We start from the raw sequence: 16,434 nt of genomic DNA, 5'->3' as shown, positions 1-16,434 counted from the left end.
ACAGCATCAAACGACAAGTCAATCGTCGTTTTGATGCTGTTTTTTATTTTGGTTTCGTAATTTTTCTTGCGATGGCGGAATGATCCATTGATGAGTCGATCTCATGGTCGCCGATTTGAATCTTATTGGCCAATCCGTTTCGGGTTAGATAAGCATTAAATTCATCTGCATTTTCTACCATTCCCGCTCTTTCCAATGCCGCTGCCACAACTGTTGAGTTGGCACCAGGCTCGATTGTCAGGACATAATGGCTGGATGATGATGCCGGGTCTTCACTGGGTAAGCTGCCATTCGCTTCTCTTTTTTGTTTTGTATCAACGGATGAGGTGGTTTGTGCGACAGCTAGCTCTTGTTTTGCAGTCGCCAGCTCACTTTGAAGTTGGGCAATCTGCTCTTTCATTTGCCTGACATCCGTGCCAGCACTCTCTTCATCGCTAGTTGTCATATACAAAATTCCGCCTGCAAGAAGGCAACCGATACCGATTGCTCGCAATAGATTTCGAATCATCCACTAACACCTCTCGATTGAAGGACTGCAATGACCTCTGCCTCCGATAAAGATGAGCGCTTGGCGATATCGCGGGTGGAATAGCCTTGCGCATGCAAGGAGAGAATCTGATTGACAATGATTTCGTGAACAGGTTTTGTCGGATTTTTACTTTTAATGGGGATTGTTGTCGGTTGAACGCCGATCATCAATTCTTCTTCTACCACTTTTAATCTTTTTTTCAGGCCGCTTGTTTCCTGATGAAGACTAATCGAAACTTTTTCCAATTCCTCTTCGTATTTTTTGGAAGGATTTCCTGCAAAAAAAGAGGCTATTACGCATATAAGTCCAATAATGAGGAGGATTATCGAAATATCCATGTCACCACTCCTTAGAAAAAATCAATACATATCCATTTTATCACACATAAATTAGGAAAGAAATTTCAATGTTACTACTGGACATCTAGTGTTGATATGGTACAATTGAAAAGTCGTATAAATCATGCTCATAATACATTTACTATTCCTGATGAGTGGGAGGGACAATCATGCGCGTAAACATTACACTTGCTTGCACAGAATGCGGTGAGCGCAACTATATTTCAAAGAAAAACAAGCGTAACAATCCAGAACGTATTGAGATGAAAAAATATTGCTCACGTGAAAAGAAACAAACTTTGCACCGTGAAACGAAATAATCGCTCAGGCCAAAACCATCATTGGTTTTGGTTTTTTCATTTCGAGATGGAGGGATAAAGGGTGGATAAAGATTTTTTTAGGAATCAAGTGTTGGATACGTTGAATAGTATGGAGCGAGCCCAGCATGAGAAATGGTCGACTTGTATCGCCGAGAGAGTCGTTGCGTCGGAAGAATTCCGCAGCGCTGAAACGATAGGCATTACGCTATCGCGTTTTCCTGAAATTGAGACCCGCAACATTATCGAATCCGCATGGCAAGCAGGAAAGCGAGTTGCAGTTCCGAAATGCATCCATTCTACGCGTGAAATGGATTTTCGCCTCATTCAAACTTATGAACAACTGGAAACCGTCTATTTAGATCTATTGGAGCCGATTGTCGGAGAAACGGCAGCTATCAAGAAAGAGTCGATTGACTTACAAATCGTCCCAGGGGTTGTTTTTTCAAATGAAGGCTATCGGATCGGTTTTGGCGGAGGGTATTATGACCGTTATTTACGAGATTACAAAGGCGACACGCTGTCATTGGCATTTGAATGCCAGACAGGATATGAGGTTCCGATTGAAATACATGACATTCCTGTAAGGAAGATTTACACTGAACAAAGGGAAATTCTTTGTGTTAAATAGGGGGTCCCATGTTATGAATGATTATTTTGATGTCCTTCAATTGTTGAAGCGTTTTGGTATTTATATTTATACTGGAAATCGAAAGGCGGATATTGAAATGATTCAAACTGAAGTGAAGGATCTATATGATACTGGTTTATTGATGCAGGAGGATTATTTACGGGCAATAGCGGTTTTACGAAAAGAATTGTCAAAGCTGTGAGAAAAGGCCCTTTTTAGGTACTTCAAAAGTCCCTTTTCCCTCATTTTTGAAACTTTTTAGGACTAAGTCCGTCTATACTAGAGGACGGTAAGAAGTGGGAGCCGTCTATTCATAGAAATACATGAATTGAATTTGAAAGGAAGAGATGGGATGAAGAAAGCAACTTGGCCAAAACATTCCGTACTCGTCATTGCAATTGTCGCAACCTGGTTGACAACCTATGTAGGGTATAAAACAAGTTTCAGTATGAAAATCGATAATCTGATGCAGGAATTCATACTTTTTTTGAATCCGCTCAGTTTCCTATTATTTGTTTATGGTGTTGCGCTATTCATGAAGAGTACGAAAAAACGGAATATCTATTTCATGATGATTTCGCTTATCACGTCAATCATCATGTTTAGTAATGCAGTATTTTACCGGTTTTTTAATGATTTCATTACATTGCCGGTTTTATTCCAGACAAGTAATTTCGGAGATCTATCGTCTTCGATTACCGCGAATTTACATGTAACGGATATTTTCTTTTTTACGGATGTTTTGATCATATATTTAGCGATCCGATTCATACCGGAACGTGAAGGATCAGAACAGCCTAAAAAAATTGCACGGAAGCTCTATTTTGTCATGACAGCTGCAGTGATGATGGTCAATCTTAGCTTGGCTGAAATACAAAGACCTCAATTATTAACACGCAGTTTTGATAGAGAACTTCTCGTTAAGAACATTGGGACGTATAATTACCATATTTACGATTTGTTCATTCAATCGAAATCCCACGCACAGCGGGCACTTGCGGATGGCAGTGAACTTGTCGAAGTCGGCAACTATATCAATGCCAACTATGCTGCTCCCGATCCGACTAAATACGGAATTGCGAAAGGCCGCAATATTATTGCGATCTCTTTGGAGTCATTGCAGTCCTTTGTGATCAATCAGGAAATGGACGGTCATGTCATAACGCCGTTTCTCAATGAATTGACGAAGGATCCTGACACTTTTTACTTCACTAATTTTTATCATCAAACGGGGCTTGGAAAAACATCGGATTCAGAATTCATCCTTGAGAATTCATTGTTCCCGAGAAACGGCAGTGCGGTGTTCTTCACGCATAGCGGAAACACTTATCAGTCCATGGCAAGCAAATTAGGTGATGCAGGTTATTTCACAAATGTCATGCATGCGAACAATCGAAGTTTCTGGAACCGTGATATCATGTACGGTGCTCTTGGAATCGATAAGTTTTACGACCTCGAAAGTTATGAAGTAGGGGAAGGCCAAGCGGTTAACTGGGGTATGAAAGACATTCCGTTTTTTGACCAATCAGTCGAGTTGATGAAAGAAATGCCACAACCGTTTTATTCTAGATTGATTACCTTGACGAATCATCATCCGTTCGATCTGGATGAGGAAGATAAGCTAATTCCGGCGTACAATTCCAATTCAAATACGTTGAATAAGTATTTCCAATCGGTGAGATACATGGATGAAGCGATAAAAGTCCTTTTTGAGGATTTGAAAGAGAGCGGGCTGTACGATAATTCGATTATCATCATGTACGGAGATCATTACGGCATTTCAGAAAATCATAATAAAGCGATGGGTATGTATTTGGATAAGAAAATCACCCCTTATGACAATGCGAAATTGCAAAGGGTACCTCTATTCATCCACATCCCGGGATATGGTCAAGGTGAGACGATTGACGAAGTTGCAGGTCAAATCGATTTAAGACCGACAATCCTTCACTTAATGGGAATTGATACGAAAGACGATATGCAACTTGGAGCAGATTTATTTTCTCCGGATCATGAACCTTTCGTTATCTTCCGAGATGGCCGTTTTGTAACGGATAAGGCCGTCTACACAACAGATGTCTGCTATGATACTGAAACGGGCGAGGAAATCGATGCGGAAGTTTGTCAACCGTTTATCGAACGTTCGATGACAAGTCTGGATTATTCAGATATGATTATTAACGGGGATCTACTAAGGTTCAAAGAAGAACAAGAACAAGAACAGAAACCCGGATCCAATGAGCAATTGAAAAAATGAGAACGGTCTGCACGGATTTTTTCCGTGCAGCCTTTTTTACGAATGATTGAACCAAAATGAATTGATGCAATACAATCCCAGCAGTCCAACGCATGACATAATAATGGGAAAGGAGGAGGAGCGGTGAGAAAGAAACTATTCGCCTTCAGTGTAGCAGCTCTTTTGTTGACGGGTTGTACAGAGAAGCCGAATGATTTGACTGAAAAACCTGTCGACTTTGACAAGGAGACACCTCGTGAACCAATCGTTAAAAAAAGGGATGAAACGTTCGTGGCCGATCCCGCAACATTCCATTTCACAGCGGATTGGTTGTCGGACTCTGCAATTTTATTTGTTGAAAAGGATGAAGATCGTTACCTGGTGAAAAGTTTTGACTTTAACACTGGTAAAACGGAAACACTTCACGAAGAGTCAGCGATTATCATCGAGCTCCTCATCCACCCCTCAAAAAAATTTATTTTACTACATACGAGTGATAATCCCGCTTCGGCCAAGGTGAAAATATTGACAACGGATGGCGTCTTGCAAAATGAAATCGAAGTTGCATCTACCGAACTGGCGATCGAATGGAATGATTTAGATCCCTCGCTTGTCCTACTGACGGCATTCCATCAAGATTGGACGTACGATTTGTTCTTATTCAACGGGGAAGAAGGGGACTTTGGATTACTTGAAATCGAAGATCCATTTCCTAAATGGTATGGAGACAAACAAATTGCCATTGGTGATGTTGAAAATCATATTTTAGATGGCGGGCAAATCCGTACATATCAACCCTTGAACGGAGCTTGGGATAGACTTGATCTCGAAGGAGTCATTTATTTTGATACATTTGAGGATTCCTTATTGACAATGCAAATGGCTGACGGTGAAACAGCTGTTTATCGTATTTGGGACTTGGAAGGCCGTTTGCGTTCTGAATGGACCCTTCCTGCCATTAGCAACTACTCTGAGTGGGTCATTCCTCAAATGGAATGGCTTTCCGACAACTCCCTTGTTCTTTTTGCACCGACACAGGCTGGGCAATTGGATGAGTTGACTGCACCGATTCGTCTTGTGAAAGTGGTCGATGGTACAATCGAAGAGATTGATGCAAATCATGAGCCGGGCTTTATACGATGCTCACCGTCGGGTCAAGCTTGTCTGACGGGTATATCGCTAGAAACGATCGTAGATATGAAGGAAGGTAAGAAGAACAACTGGCTCCGTTTCCCTGAATAAGAGCCGACGTATGCGATTTGGCAAAAATAAAACAACCTTTGTGCGCAATGACACAAAGGTTGTTTTGATTCAGGCTTGTAGTCTTGACTTAAAGACTTGGTGGATACCCTTGGAAAACGATTGTTGCAATGGTAAAGCCTCCAAAAACGACTGCAGCTCCAAGGTTGAATATGATACTAACAATATTTCGCTCTTTGAATGCTTGGACTGTACCTACTACGGCTAAAATTGCAACAAGTCCGAAGATGACCATCAATAAGTTCATTGAGAATACACTCCTTTCAGAGGTTTGTCCAAAAAAGTCGGTGGTGCCATGCATAAGCGAAGCGCATTTAGCTAGATGACCTACTTCTTTGTCCGATGATTTAGCAATATTCCTCTTCTATTGTACTGTTAACCATCTGCTTTGTCGAGGTATATTCATGACGATTATTTGAATTTGTTCGGTATATTGCGTAAACTGTTCGTAGGAGGTGGAGGTATGCTAACAATTCATACATATCCGCTCGGACCGATCCAGACCAATTGTTACATTGTGAACGATCATGAAGGAAATTGTCTGATCTTTGATCCGGGCGACGAGGCTGAACGTATTATTCGTCATATCGACGAGAAGGAGTTGCGTCCTGTCGCGATTTTACTGACACATGCTCATTTTGATCATATCGGAGCAGTGGATGGTGTGCGAGATCAATTTGGCATTCCTGTCTATATTCATGAGAAAGAGCGTGAATGGCTGTCGAATCCGGCATTGAACGGTTCGGCAAAATATGCCGGATTGCCGAATATTCAAAATCGAGAAGCCGATTTTAATCTGCGGCAAGAAGGAAAGATGACAATCGGATCTTTTGAGTTTGAAGTGCGCCATACGCCAGGACATTCGCCAGGAAGTGTGTCCTATATTTTTGAAGATTCGGGATTTGCGGTTGTGGGCGATACATTATTTAAACAAAGTGTTGGAAGAACCGATTTACAAGGCGGCAATACGTCTGTCCTTTTGTCATCGATTCATGATAAATTGCTGATGTTGAATGATGAAACGATCATCTACCCTGGTCATGGACCTGCAACGACAGTAGAAGATGAAAAAGACGCAAATCCGTTTTTAAATGGATTTTGATCTCAACATATAAGGCATACAAAAAAACAGCCCGTTAACAGGCTGTTTTTTTGTATGTACGCTTATTAATGGCCAGCACCCGGAACGTGTATAAACGTCGTGTAGTAGCTGAATCCGACCATGAAGATCATCAGATACGCTCCAAATAAGTACATATACATACGTTCTGTAAGATTCAGATATCCGAGTAGTAGGAAGAAAACTGTGTTAGCGACAAAAAGAATAGCCGCCGGCAACATATCCCCAATGTAAAACATTACCGCGAATATGCCTGTCCAGAAGCCCATCAGCTTGAACATGTTATCCATGTGTCCATCCCTCCTTAATTAAAACATTACAATAAGCTCCCATTCATTATAATAGATAACAACTCAAGATGTAAACTCCAATCGCGTTTTCATTGTGACAAAGCGGTGTATATGATGGAATCTTCTTTCAAAAATGAAATTTGACTGCAAATTGCAAGGTATATGCGGAATATGACGCTTTTTTACGAAAGAACAATTCGGCTTTGAGGAAAAGTATTCCAATTGGTTTCCTCAAGCCGTATACTTTGTCCTAAGACGAGGGCAAACCCATTTATTCGCAATGGATGGAAAGCGGTCTTCCATCGATGGTGCAAAATAATGATTGCCATCTGTCCTTATAGAAAAGAGGGATGTTGAGTGATGAGCACTGAAAATATGATTGAACGTAAAAGTTTTCAGTTATTGGAAAAAGCGATCCTGCAAGAAGCGACGGATATTCATCTTGTGCCCTTAGCGGAAAGCTACGAAGTATCCTTTAAAAAAGAGTCCAAGCTTGAACGGTCCGGAACACTCCCCCCACAGTTAGCGGGCCGTATGATTTCCTTTTACAAATATTTATCCTCCCTAGACATCAGCGACCGACGTAAACCCCAAAGCGGTTCTTTTCACAAACAAATGCATGGCCAAAACTATTCCTTCCGTGTCTCGACGATTCCTTCTATCCATATGAGAGAAAGTGTGGTCATCCGATTGCAAAGGCATGATCGGATTATTTCACTCGATGAACTTTCCATCGAAAAAAGATGGGCTGAAGATTTGCGTCGAGCAGCATCTGAGCAACAAGGACTCGTTTTATTGACAGGTCCAACTGGATGTGGGAAAACCACAACGATTTATGCTCTGACGGCGCATTGTGCCCATCATCTTGAGCGGCATGTCATAACATTGGAAGACCCTGTTGAAAACAACCATTCTCATCTATTGCAAATACAAGTGAATGAACAAGCGGGAATCTCTTATTCAGCAGGTTTAAAAGCTATTTTACGGCATTCACCTGATGTTATCATGATCGGGGAAATTCGGGATCGGGAAACCGCCCAGACCGCTGTGCAAGCGTCGCTGACCGGACATCTAGTTTTTTCCACAGTGCATTCAAAGGATCCGATTGGCTGCATTTATCGGATGATGGATTTCGGGATTTCACCGGAGGAACTGCGTCAAACAATTGTTTGTATTTCAGCGCAACGTTTGATCCGTACAGCGAGTGGAAAAATGGGAGCAGTCTTTGAAATTATGCAAGGAGAAAAACTCGATCAAATGATGGAAGCAATTATTCAAGGAGAGCGGATTGAAATTCCGACAGAAGATAAGGTGGAAGCGCTTGTTCGTAAATACTGTTTAGCTCATGTGATGCACGATGAATAGTCTATTCCGCAAATTTTACGAACGTAAAGCATCAACACTGCAAAATAAGCCCGTTTTTTTGGAACGATTAGCTGAACTTTTGCAGGAAGGTTACACATTCAATGAAGGAATGACACTGTTATTACCTCATCATATCAACAAATTCAAGCCCGTTTTACTGGCGGTTGAAGACGATTTGAAAAGTGGCTTTGGTGTGACAGCTATACTCCGGCGGTTAGGGTTTTCAGACCAATCGCTATTACCGGTAGCAATTGCGGAAGTCGATGGCCAGCTTGTCCGTGCATTGAAAGGAATGGCAGATCGTTTAAAAAAGAAAGAAGCGAAGCAAAAAAAACTGAAAAAATTGCTCATTTATCCTACCATTCTATTTCTTTTCATTTTAACCTTGTTACTCGCCTTTCGTTCGTTCTTTTTACCACATATGGAGATGCTAACTGCCTCCAGAATGGAAAGCACAACAGGCTTTGCGAAGATGCTTCCCGCGCTGGTGACGAAAATACCGGATTTTTCGCTAGCTGTTATTTTTTTCGGTGTTTGTACTTTCGTTATGGGCAATATCATTCTTAAAAAGTTGAAGCCGGCAGAAAAAGTCAGGTTGTTGCTTTTAATCCCTGTTGTCAGAACAATGTACATTTTATGCATCACCCGCGATTTTTCGGGAGAATTAGGGAGCTTACTGGATTCGGGACTCTCCATGCAAAATGCACTTGCTGTGTTGATAAATCAACAAGTGGATGGGGTCCTCACTGAGATCGCCAGCAATGTAAAGACCCACGTCGTATTCGGTGAACCGTTTCATATAGCGACCCAGTTGACTGTTGGATTGACAGAACAATTGTCGGCATTTGCCAAGCATGGGGAGGATAGCGGTCACTTAGCAAAAGAACTTCTGATCTATAGTCGACATCTCGAACAGACAATCGATGAAAAATTGAACAAAGGACTGGCGATGTTACAGCCGATGTTATTCTGCATCATCGCTATCTGCATTTTGGCAGCATACTTAGCTTTATTACTGCCTGTATACGGCTTGATGGACAATCTATGAAGGAGGAGAATCCGGATGAAATGGATAAAAAATGCTAATGGATTTACACTGATCGAAATGATGATCGTTTTGTTGATTATTTCCATATTAATTCTCATCGCAATTCCAAATGTGACCAAACATTCCAAATCAATTGATGAAAAAGGCTGTTCCGCTTATGTGAAAATGGTTCAAGGACAAGTGGAGGCTTATAAAATGGACGAAAAACGTTTGCCGACGAACGTCGATGAATTATCGGAAGCAGGCTATTTGCCAGAGGAAGCAAGATGTCCAAATGGAAGTGAGCTATCTATTGATTCTGACGGAACTGTCACGGCGGATGAATAAGGTGAGAAGGAAAGAAGGTGGATTCACATTTCTGGAGTTGTTGATGGTATTAGCCGTTATTGTGATTATGACTGCGATCATTTTACCATTCAGTGACAAGTGGATTCGCACGACTTCCGAAAAGGATGCGATTCAGGCACTGATCGCATCCATCCAAAATTTACAGGCTTATTCAATGGCTAATCATGTTGTGACAAAATTGGAGTTTCAACATTCGGGATCTGAATATTTTACGTCGGTCATCGGGAAACCCGAGTTTTCCAGAACCCGCTTTCCTGATGGAATGCGATTGGCATCGTCGAGTCGTTTGAAGTCGGTCGAATTTCATGCCAACGGCGATATCATTCATTCCGGGACGCTTACCCTTTTGACCAGCACAGGACAGACGGAAATCCGTTTACAATTTCAGCGTGGAAGGATGATTATTTATGAATGAAGAGGGGTATTCCTGGCCGGAAGCGATCCTCACTTTATCGGTGATCATGATGGTCTTTTATACACTGTTGCCGCTCGCTACAGCAATGACGATAAGGCTCCATTTGAACAAATTGGAGATGTATGCAGCTGAAACTGCGCTGCAAGGTGCGATTTCCTTTCATGCATATGGTTTGATAGAAGGGAGCCGACAATTCGAAGAGGTGGATTATCAGTGGGTAATCGAAGGGCAGGCCGTCTGTGTTTCCTATCTCGTGAACGAAGAAAAAAAGATGAAATGCGTACAATGAGAAAATTGAAAGATCATGGCTATACATTTATGGAAAGCATATTTCAATTACTCCTATTAACTGTATTTGTTCATTTTTTGTTGCTTTTTTTCAGTTGGAAAGGAGCAATAGAAGAACAGTATTCGGATTATACTACGAGGGAATGGGAATTGTTTTCGGCGGAATTACAGCAAATGCTCACTGAAGTAAGTGAAATCCATTTACCGTTTAGTAGTTCGATGAAATTTAAAAATGAACGAGGAATCATTACAATTGAAAAAAGTGGAACAGTTATCCGAAAAAGAGTTGGCGGGGAAGGACATGTACCTCTTTTGACAAATGTCCGCTCGGCATCTTTTACATTTGATGGCGTAGAGCTGACGGTCGCCGTGACCTTTGTGGATCACTCTGTAAAAAGAAGGGGGTTTGTAGTTGGGCTTTATCCGATGTGAACAGGGCGTTATGCTTATTGCAGCGATTATTTTATTATTTTTTGTCAGTCTCTTTCTTTTCACCCTCGTTTCATGGCATGATAGTCTACAAAGAAACTACGATTCGCTTGCAACGTATTACGAAAATGAAACGGTGAGAATAATGAAACGGGACAGGTGAAAAATGCTTGTCCTGCCAGATGGGTGATGACATGAAGAAAGTATATTTAATCGGTTTTATGGGATGTGGTAAAAGCGCAATCGGTAAACGGCTTAGTTTCGCAACGAAGATGCCCTATTATGATATGGATCATGAAATCGAAAAAAAAATGGGGATGACGATATCGGAAATCTTCGCAACCTACGGGGAGGAAGCTTTTCGGGAAATGGAGACGGAATTTCTGCGGACATTCCGCGATGAGTATTGTATTATTGCGACGGGCGGCGGAGTGCCTATGCGGAAAGAAAACAGGGAAATTATGCGAAGAACCGGTCTCGTCTTTTTCCTCAATGCTCCATTCCGTGATGTTTGGAGACGCATTGCGACATTAAAAAAACGGCCGATTGTCCAAGCGTCGACTCGTGCACAACTCGAAAAACTGTTTTATGTACGAAAACCGCTTTATCTGTATTGTGCCCATTTCAAGGTGGAAACGGAAAAAAGGTCTATACATGACATTACGGATTATATTGCGTTCCAAATCAACAGGTTTAAAGGAGGAAAATAACCTGATATGAAAAACTGTTGTTGAATTTCCACTTAGAACAACTATCTACCCAGGTTGTATAATTACATTGAAACACGAACGATGATCACATTTTTATTAATAACATTCGTGAAAACAACAATCAATTAAAAGGTATTGCGCTTGTTGAAATGAAATGTTAAGATATAAGCGAAAGGGCATTATTTATTCGAATCTTACTTAAATTCATTTCAATTGAATAGCGCGGATGATTGTATGGGGAGAGCACGCACTGGCGTCGCCGAAGGAGCAAGTAACAACAGTTATGAATCTCTCAGGCAAAAAGACTCATACATGACGCATCTCTGGAGAGTGTCATTCAAAATGGCCACCAACGAGGAAAGCCGTAAGGTAAACTTTCAGGTACAAGGACAGAGGTTCTCGATTTTAAAGGGGGCCGTTGTCTTTTTTTTATTGACAAATGAAGGGAGAAAGTCTAATGACTGAAAATTTGAAACGTACGGTACTATTTGACAGTTATGCGAAGTATGGCGGGAAAACAATTGATTTTGGAGGATGGGATCTACCTGTCCAATTTTCAAGCATTAAAGCAGAACATGAAGCAGTTCGTACAAAAGCAGGCTTGTTTGATGTATCCCACATGGGAGAAGTAGTTGTAAGTGGAGAAGGTGCGCTTGCTTACTTGCAAAAGCTTGTGACGAATGATGTATCCAAGCTGAAGGACGGGCAAGCCCAATATACGGCAATGTGCTATGAAGATGGTGGTACGGTTGATGACCTTCTCATTTATAAACGTGGGGATAACGATTATTTGCTAGTTGTCAACGCATCAAATATTGAGAAAGACCTTGAATGGATGCATCAGCATAAAACGGCAGACGTCAAGATTGAAGATCAATCTTCAGATTATGCCCTGCTTGCATTACAAGGACCTGCGGCACAAGAAATCCTTCAAAAGCTGACAGCAGAACTACTTGCGGAGATCAAGTTCTTCCGTTTCAAAGAAAACGTCGAGGTCAGTGGACATCATGTACTCATTTCACGTACGGGTTATACAGGTGAGGACGGTTTTGAAATTTACGGTTCACCTGAGGCAATCACTGCCCTTTGGCCGGCAATTCTTGAAGCAGGTGAAAACGAGGGGATCGTGCCGGCAGGTCTTGGTGCACGTGATACACTGCGTTTTGAAGCGGGTTTACCACTATACGGCCAAGAATTATCACAAGCGATTTCACCACTTGAAGCAGGTCTCGGCTTTGTTGTTAAGTTAAATAAAGAAGAGGATTTCCTAGGGAAAGAAGCACTTGCTGCCCAAAAAGAAAATGGCATCCCTCGTAAATTGGTCGGTATCGAGATGATCGACAAAGGGATTCCGCGCACAGGCTATAAAGTGTTCCTTGATGACGAGGAAATCGGTGAAGTGACAACAGGTACACAATCTCCGACATTGAAAAAGAATATCGGTTTTGCTCTCCTGAAAAGTGAACATACTGCGCAAGGAACTGAAGTGGAAATCGAAATTCGCAATAAGCGGTTAAAAGCAGTAATCGTCGCAACACCATTTTACAAACGATAATTAAATGAGGAAAAGGGGATAAGTGGACATGAGGCATCGTTACATTCCAATGACTGAAACCGATCAAGCCGAAATGATGAAAACAATCGGAATTTCATCCATCGATGAACTTTTTGCGGATATTCCTGAAAAAGTTCGGTTTAAAGGTGAATACAATATTAAAAAAGCGAAGTCTGAAACTTCTTTAGTAAAGGAACTTTCAAAACTGGCAGCGAAAAATGCGGATGCACGTACATATGCGTCATTCCTTGGCGCTGGTGTGTATGATCATTATAAGCCGATCATCGTTGACCACGTCATTTCACGTTCTGAGTTCTATACGGCTTATACACCGTATCAGCCGGAAATTTCACAAGGTGAATTACAGGCGATTTTTGAATTCCAAACGATGATTTGTGAATTGACAGGCATGGATCTTGCAAACTCATCCATGTATGATGGCGGGACAGCACTTGCGGAGGCAGGTACACTTTCAGCTGGTCACACACGCCGCAAAAAATTGCTCGTTTCTGAGACGGTGCATCCAGAATCCCGTGACGTTGTCCTATCTTATGCTGCCGGCCAAGCGATTGAAGTTGTAACGATTCCTCAAAAAGATGGCGTTACAGATATTGCGAAGCTGGAAGAATTGATGGACGAAGATACGGCGGCGGTTCTTGTCCAATATCCGAATTTCTTCGGTCAAATTGAAGATATCAAAAAAATCAGTGAAATCGCACATGATAATGGAGGACTTTTCGTAGTTTCTTCCAATCCACTCGCTTTAGGGGTGCTTACACCTCCAGGAAAGCTTGGCGCAGATATCACAGTTGGTGATGCACAGCCATTCGGTATTCCAGAAGCTTTCGGCGGACCGCATTGTGGGTATTTCGCTGTGACGAAAAAATTGATGCGTAAAGTACCGGGACGACTGGTCGGCGAGACGACAGACGATGAAGGACGCCGCGGTTATGTGTTGACATTGCAAGCGCGCGAACAACATATCCGCCGGGATAAAGCGACATCCAACATCTGTTCGAACCAAGCGTTGAATGCTCTTGCCGCTTCTGTTGCAATGACAGCACTTGGGAAAGTCGGAACGCAAGAAATCGCGTATCAAAATATCGTGAAAACCCGTTATGCGAAGGAAGCTTTTGAAAAAGCGGGCTTTGACGTGAAGTTTGGTAGCGCTCATTTTAATGAAATCGTGGTCGATTGTAAGAAACCTGTAAAAGAAGTGAATGATCAGCTTTTCGCAAAAGGGATCATCGGCGGTTATGACCTTAGCCTGACGTATCCTGAACTTGCGAATCATGCGCTTATCGCTGTGACAGAACAACGTACAAAAGAGGAAATCGATGCACTTGTGCAGGAAATGGAGGCCCTTCATGCATAAAGATAATCAGCCACTCATTTTTGAACTGACAAGAGAAGGACGGATCGGCTATAGCCTTCCTGACTTGGATGTTCCTGACTTGGAACTTTCTAGCTTGTTGCCAGACGGTTTTATCCGTGAAGAAGCTGCGGAACTTCCGGAAGTTTCTGAGCTTGATATTATGCGTCATTATACGGCCCTTTCGAACCGTAACCATGGGATTGACTCTGGATTTTATCCACTTGGATCTTGTACGATGAAATATAATCCGAAAATCAACGAATCGGTTGCACGCTACCCTGGCTTTGCAAATATCCATCCGTTGCAGGATGAATCAACTGTCCAAGGTGCAATGGAAGTCATGTATGATTTACAGGAACATCTTGTTGAAATTACAGGGATGGACGAAGTGACACTACAACCTGCTGCGGGAGCGCATGGCGAGTGGACAGCTTTGATGATGATTCGTGCGTTCCATGAAGCAAATGGTGACTTTAATCGTACGAAAGTGCTTGTGCCGGACTCTGCACATGGAACAAACCCAGCATCCGCAACGGTTGCAGGTTTCGATACGGTTACAGTTAAATCAGGAGAAAATGGTCTCGTTGATCTGGAAGACTTGAAAAAGCAAGTTGGACCGGATACAGCTGCCTTGATGCTGACGAACCCGAATACACTTGGTCTTTTCGAAGAAGAAATTCTTGAAATGGCAGCCATTGTCCACGAAGCAGGCGGCAAGCTGTACTATGATGGCGCGAACTTGAACGCGGTAATGTCAAAAGCGCGTCCTGGCGATATGGGCTTTGATGCGGTGCATTTGAACTTGCACAAAACTTTTACAGGTCCGCACGGTGGCGGTGGACCAGGTTCTGGTCCGGTTGGAGTGAAAAAGGATCTTGTTCCATTCCTTCCAAAACCGGTTCTTGTGAAAGAAGAGGATACGTACACGTTTGAATACGATCGTCCACAATCCATCGGTCGTGTTAAACCGTTCTACGGAAACTTCGGTATTTACTTACGCGCTTACACATATATTCGCTCAATGGGGCCAGATGGCTTGAAAGCTGTTACGGAAAATGCTGTCCTCAATGCCAATTATATGATGCGTAGATTGGAGCCTTATTTCGATCTGCCGTACAACCGTCATTGTAAACATGAATTCGTTCTTTCGGGCCGCCGTCAAAAGAAACTTGGCGTCCGTACACTTGATATGGCTAAACGTTTGCTTGATTTCGGGTATCATCCACCGACAATCTACTTCCCGCTTAACGTTGAGGAAGGGATGATGATCGAGCCTACGGAAACTGAGTCGAAAGAAACACTGGATGCATTTTGCGATGCGCTGATTCAAATTGCGAAAGAAGCAGAAGAGAATCCGGAAATTGTACAAAATGCTCCACATACGACGGTTGTCAATCGTTTGGACGAAACAAAAGCAGCACGTCAACCGGTTCTTCGTTATACGAAATAATTAAAAAGTACATCGCTATCAAAGCGATGTACTTTTTCCTACTATCGTTTGACGAAAAATTAGGTATTATAGGAAAATGAGTAGTTTTCTAAGGTATAGAAATCTTTACTTGTGCAAACTTTTAATGGAAGTGACTTTTTCCTTTCTTTCATACATATGATGAAAGAAAAGGAGTGGAAAAATGAAACAATCAAAAATATCCTTACTTATTTTGTGCATTGTCGGCATTTTTCTATTCGTGTACGGTACAGCTGGGGTTTTACGTCTTCTACTGGGCAAATTCTTATTGGGAGGAGGATTTGCCGATGTAAACTACGCGACACTTGCGCTCTTATGTGCAGTGCCATTCATCCTCTATATTGTAGTCACAAGCAATACGCTTGAAACGATGAGAGAGCTGATTTTAACGAGCGGTGCATTTTTCGTCATCATTTTTATTTATGTCAATGCGATGCTTGTGAATTCGTTGATAGAGATGCATCCTGAAATGGTCACACGCTTGCTAACGGTATTTCCAGCGGCTTCCTTCCTCCTCGTTTTCGTCTTAAGTTTTTCCCAAAAAAGAAATATATGGTGGAAAGAAAAGAAGTGATCTGAGAGGTTTAACAATGAGCAGCGCATTGCTTCATTATCTGAAAAGCAATGCGCTTTTTCATTATTTCAATACATTGCAAGATTCTTCTATGATACAATTTATTTAAGATTGAAATGATTGAAGGAGTTGTCGGAA

General features: G+C 42.0%; 21 protein-coding genes and 1 riboswitch. Of the genes, 17 read left to right on the top strand and 4 right to left on the bottom strand.

The genetic code is table 11. The features are described 5' to 3' along the window. Window positions 1-43 precede the first annotated feature (43 nt). Together MHZ95_RS14020 and MHZ95_RS14015 are read right to left on the bottom strand one after the other, a co-directional pair. The gene (locus tag MHZ95_RS14020; protein ID WP_239391403.1) at window positions 44-508 is read right to left on the bottom strand and encodes a hypothetical protein; all 465 of its coding nucleotides are present in this window, start codon (window positions 506-508) and stop codon (window positions 44-46) included. Next, entirely contained in the window at window positions 505-867 is a 363-nt protein-coding gene (locus MHZ95_RS14015; RefSeq protein ID WP_239391402.1) for a hypothetical protein, read from the bottom strand. Before MHZ95_RS14015 ends, MHZ95_RS14020 begins: the two co-directional genes overlap by 4 nt. Window positions 868-1,037: 170 nt before the next feature. Between MHZ95_RS14015 and rpmG the strand changes: the two genes are divergently transcribed. The 5 genes from rpmG (at window position 1,038) to MHZ95_RS13990 (ending at window position 5,293) form a co-directional block, all read left to right on the top strand. Continuing rightward, the gene (rpmG, locus tag MHZ95_RS14010; protein WP_179391711.1) at window positions 1,038-1,187 is read left to right on the top strand and encodes a 50S ribosomal protein L33; all 150 of its coding nucleotides are present in this window, start codon (window positions 1,038-1,040) and stop codon (window positions 1,185-1,187) included. A gap of 61 nt (window positions 1,188-1,248) precedes the next feature. After that, entirely contained in the window at window positions 1,249-1,815 is a 567-nt protein-coding gene (locus MHZ95_RS14005; RefSeq protein ID WP_239391401.1) for a 5-formyltetrahydrofolate cyclo-ligase, read from the top strand. 13 nt (window positions 1,816-1,828) lie between these two features. Then, window positions 1,829-2,017 (top strand): YqgQ family protein, encoded by a 189-nt coding sequence (locus MHZ95_RS14000; protein WP_239391400.1) that lies wholly within the window; start codon window positions 1,829-1,831, stop codon window positions 2,015-2,017. Window positions 2,018-2,167: 150 nt separating this feature from the next. Then, window positions 2,168-4,072, top strand: a complete 1,905-nt coding sequence (locus MHZ95_RS13995) for an LTA synthase family protein (protein ID WP_239391399.1) — start codon at window positions 2,168-2,170, stop codon at window positions 4,070-4,072. A gap of 123 nt (window positions 4,073-4,195) precedes the next feature. Beyond that, on the top strand, window positions 4,196-5,293 hold the full coding sequence (locus MHZ95_RS13990) for a YqgU-like beta propeller domain-containing protein (protein WP_239391398.1): 1,098 nt from the start codon (window positions 4,196-4,198) through the stop codon (window positions 5,291-5,293). A gap of 88 nt (window positions 5,294-5,381) precedes the next feature. Here the strand turns inward: MHZ95_RS13990 and MHZ95_RS13985 are convergent, their stop codons facing one another. Further along, window positions 5,382-5,558: a DUF2759 domain-containing protein gene (locus tag MHZ95_RS13985; protein WP_239391397.1), complete on the bottom strand. Its 177-nt coding sequence runs from the start codon at window positions 5,556-5,558 to the stop codon at window positions 5,382-5,384. 216 nt (window positions 5,559-5,774) lie between these two features. On the opposite strand from MHZ95_RS13985, the gene MHZ95_RS13980 reads away from it, so the two are divergent. After that, window positions 5,775-6,413: an MBL fold metallo-hydrolase gene (locus MHZ95_RS13980; protein ID WP_239391396.1), complete on the top strand. Its 639-nt coding sequence runs from the start codon at window positions 5,775-5,777 to the stop codon at window positions 6,411-6,413. Between the two features lie 65 nt (window positions 6,414-6,478). On the opposite strand, the gene MHZ95_RS13975 is transcribed toward MHZ95_RS13980, so the two are convergent. Beyond that, entirely contained in the window at window positions 6,479-6,721 is a 243-nt protein-coding gene (locus MHZ95_RS13975) for a DUF2626 domain-containing protein (protein ID WP_239391395.1), read from the bottom strand. 360 nt (window positions 6,722-7,081) lie between these two features. On the opposite strand from MHZ95_RS13975, the gene comGA reads away from it, so the two are divergent. The 11 genes from comGA (at window position 7,082) to MHZ95_RS13920 (ending at window position 16,296) form a co-directional block, all read left to right on the top strand. Continuing rightward, the gene (gene comGA / locus MHZ95_RS13970; RefSeq protein WP_239391394.1) at window positions 7,082-8,086 is read left to right on the top strand and encodes a competence type IV pilus ATPase ComGA; all 1,005 of its coding nucleotides are present in this window, start codon (window positions 7,082-7,084) and stop codon (window positions 8,084-8,086) included. Then, window positions 8,079-9,134: a competence type IV pilus assembly protein ComGB gene (comGB, locus tag MHZ95_RS13965; RefSeq protein ID WP_239391393.1), complete on the top strand. Its 1,056-nt coding sequence runs from the start codon at window positions 8,079-8,081 to the stop codon at window positions 9,132-9,134. The genes comGA and comGB overlap by 8 nt, the downstream gene beginning before the upstream one ends. 15 nt (window positions 9,135-9,149) lie before the next feature. Further along, the gene (gene comGC / locus MHZ95_RS13960; RefSeq protein ID WP_239391392.1) at window positions 9,150-9,461 is read left to right on the top strand and encodes a competence type IV pilus major pilin ComGC; all 312 of its coding nucleotides are present in this window, start codon (window positions 9,150-9,152) and stop codon (window positions 9,459-9,461) included. 1 nt (window position 9,462) lies between these two features. Further along, window positions 9,463-9,897 carry a prepilin-type N-terminal cleavage/methylation domain-containing protein gene (locus MHZ95_RS13955; RefSeq protein ID WP_239391391.1) on the top strand — a complete coding sequence of 145 codons (435 nt, stop codon included), beginning with the start codon at window positions 9,463-9,465 and terminating at the stop codon, window positions 9,895-9,897. Beyond that, the gene (locus tag MHZ95_RS13950) at window positions 9,890-10,186 is read left to right on the top strand and encodes a hypothetical protein (RefSeq protein ID WP_239391390.1); all 297 of its coding nucleotides are present in this window, start codon (window positions 9,890-9,892) and stop codon (window positions 10,184-10,186) included. Before MHZ95_RS13955 ends, MHZ95_RS13950 begins: the two co-directional genes overlap by 8 nt. Continuing rightward, window positions 10,183-10,617: a competence type IV pilus minor pilin ComGF gene (gene comGF / locus MHZ95_RS13945; protein WP_239391389.1), complete on the top strand. Its 435-nt coding sequence runs from the start codon at window positions 10,183-10,185 to the stop codon at window positions 10,615-10,617. The genes MHZ95_RS13950 and comGF overlap by 4 nt, the downstream gene beginning before the upstream one ends. Window positions 10,618-10,808: 191 nt before the next feature. Further along, entirely contained in the window at window positions 10,809-11,324 is a 516-nt protein-coding gene (locus tag MHZ95_RS13940) for a shikimate kinase (RefSeq protein WP_239391388.1), read from the top strand. Between the two features lie 226 nt (window positions 11,325-11,550). Then, window positions 11,551-11,642, top strand: a riboswitch (glycine riboswitch). 139 nt (window positions 11,643-11,781) lie between these two features. Continuing rightward, window positions 11,782-12,879, top strand: a complete 1,098-nt coding sequence (gene gcvT / locus MHZ95_RS13935) for a glycine cleavage system aminomethyltransferase GcvT (protein ID WP_239391387.1) — start codon at window positions 11,782-11,784, stop codon at window positions 12,877-12,879. A gap of 28 nt (window positions 12,880-12,907) precedes the next feature. Next, window positions 12,908-14,254, top strand: a complete 1,347-nt coding sequence (gene gcvPA, locus MHZ95_RS13930; RefSeq protein WP_239391386.1) for an aminomethyl-transferring glycine dehydrogenase subunit GcvPA — start codon at window positions 12,908-12,910, stop codon at window positions 14,252-14,254. Next, the gene (gene gcvPB, locus MHZ95_RS13925; RefSeq protein WP_239391385.1) at window positions 14,247-15,704 is read left to right on the top strand and encodes an aminomethyl-transferring glycine dehydrogenase subunit GcvPB; all 1,458 of its coding nucleotides are present in this window, start codon (window positions 14,247-14,249) and stop codon (window positions 15,702-15,704) included. The genes gcvPA and gcvPB overlap by 8 nt, the downstream gene beginning before the upstream one ends. A 181-nt stretch (window positions 15,705-15,885) precedes the next feature. Beyond that, entirely contained in the window at window positions 15,886-16,296 is a 411-nt protein-coding gene (locus MHZ95_RS13920) for a hypothetical protein (protein WP_239391384.1), read from the top strand. The last annotated feature ends 138 nt before the right edge of the window (window positions 16,297-16,434 follow it).

Source organism: Sporosarcina sp. ACRSM (genome assembly GCF_022346545.1).
In the GTDB taxonomy this organism is placed as follows: Bacteria; Bacillota; Bacilli; order Bacillales_A; family Planococcaceae; genus Sporosarcina.
This window is presented reverse-complemented; position numbering and strand designations above follow the sequence as displayed.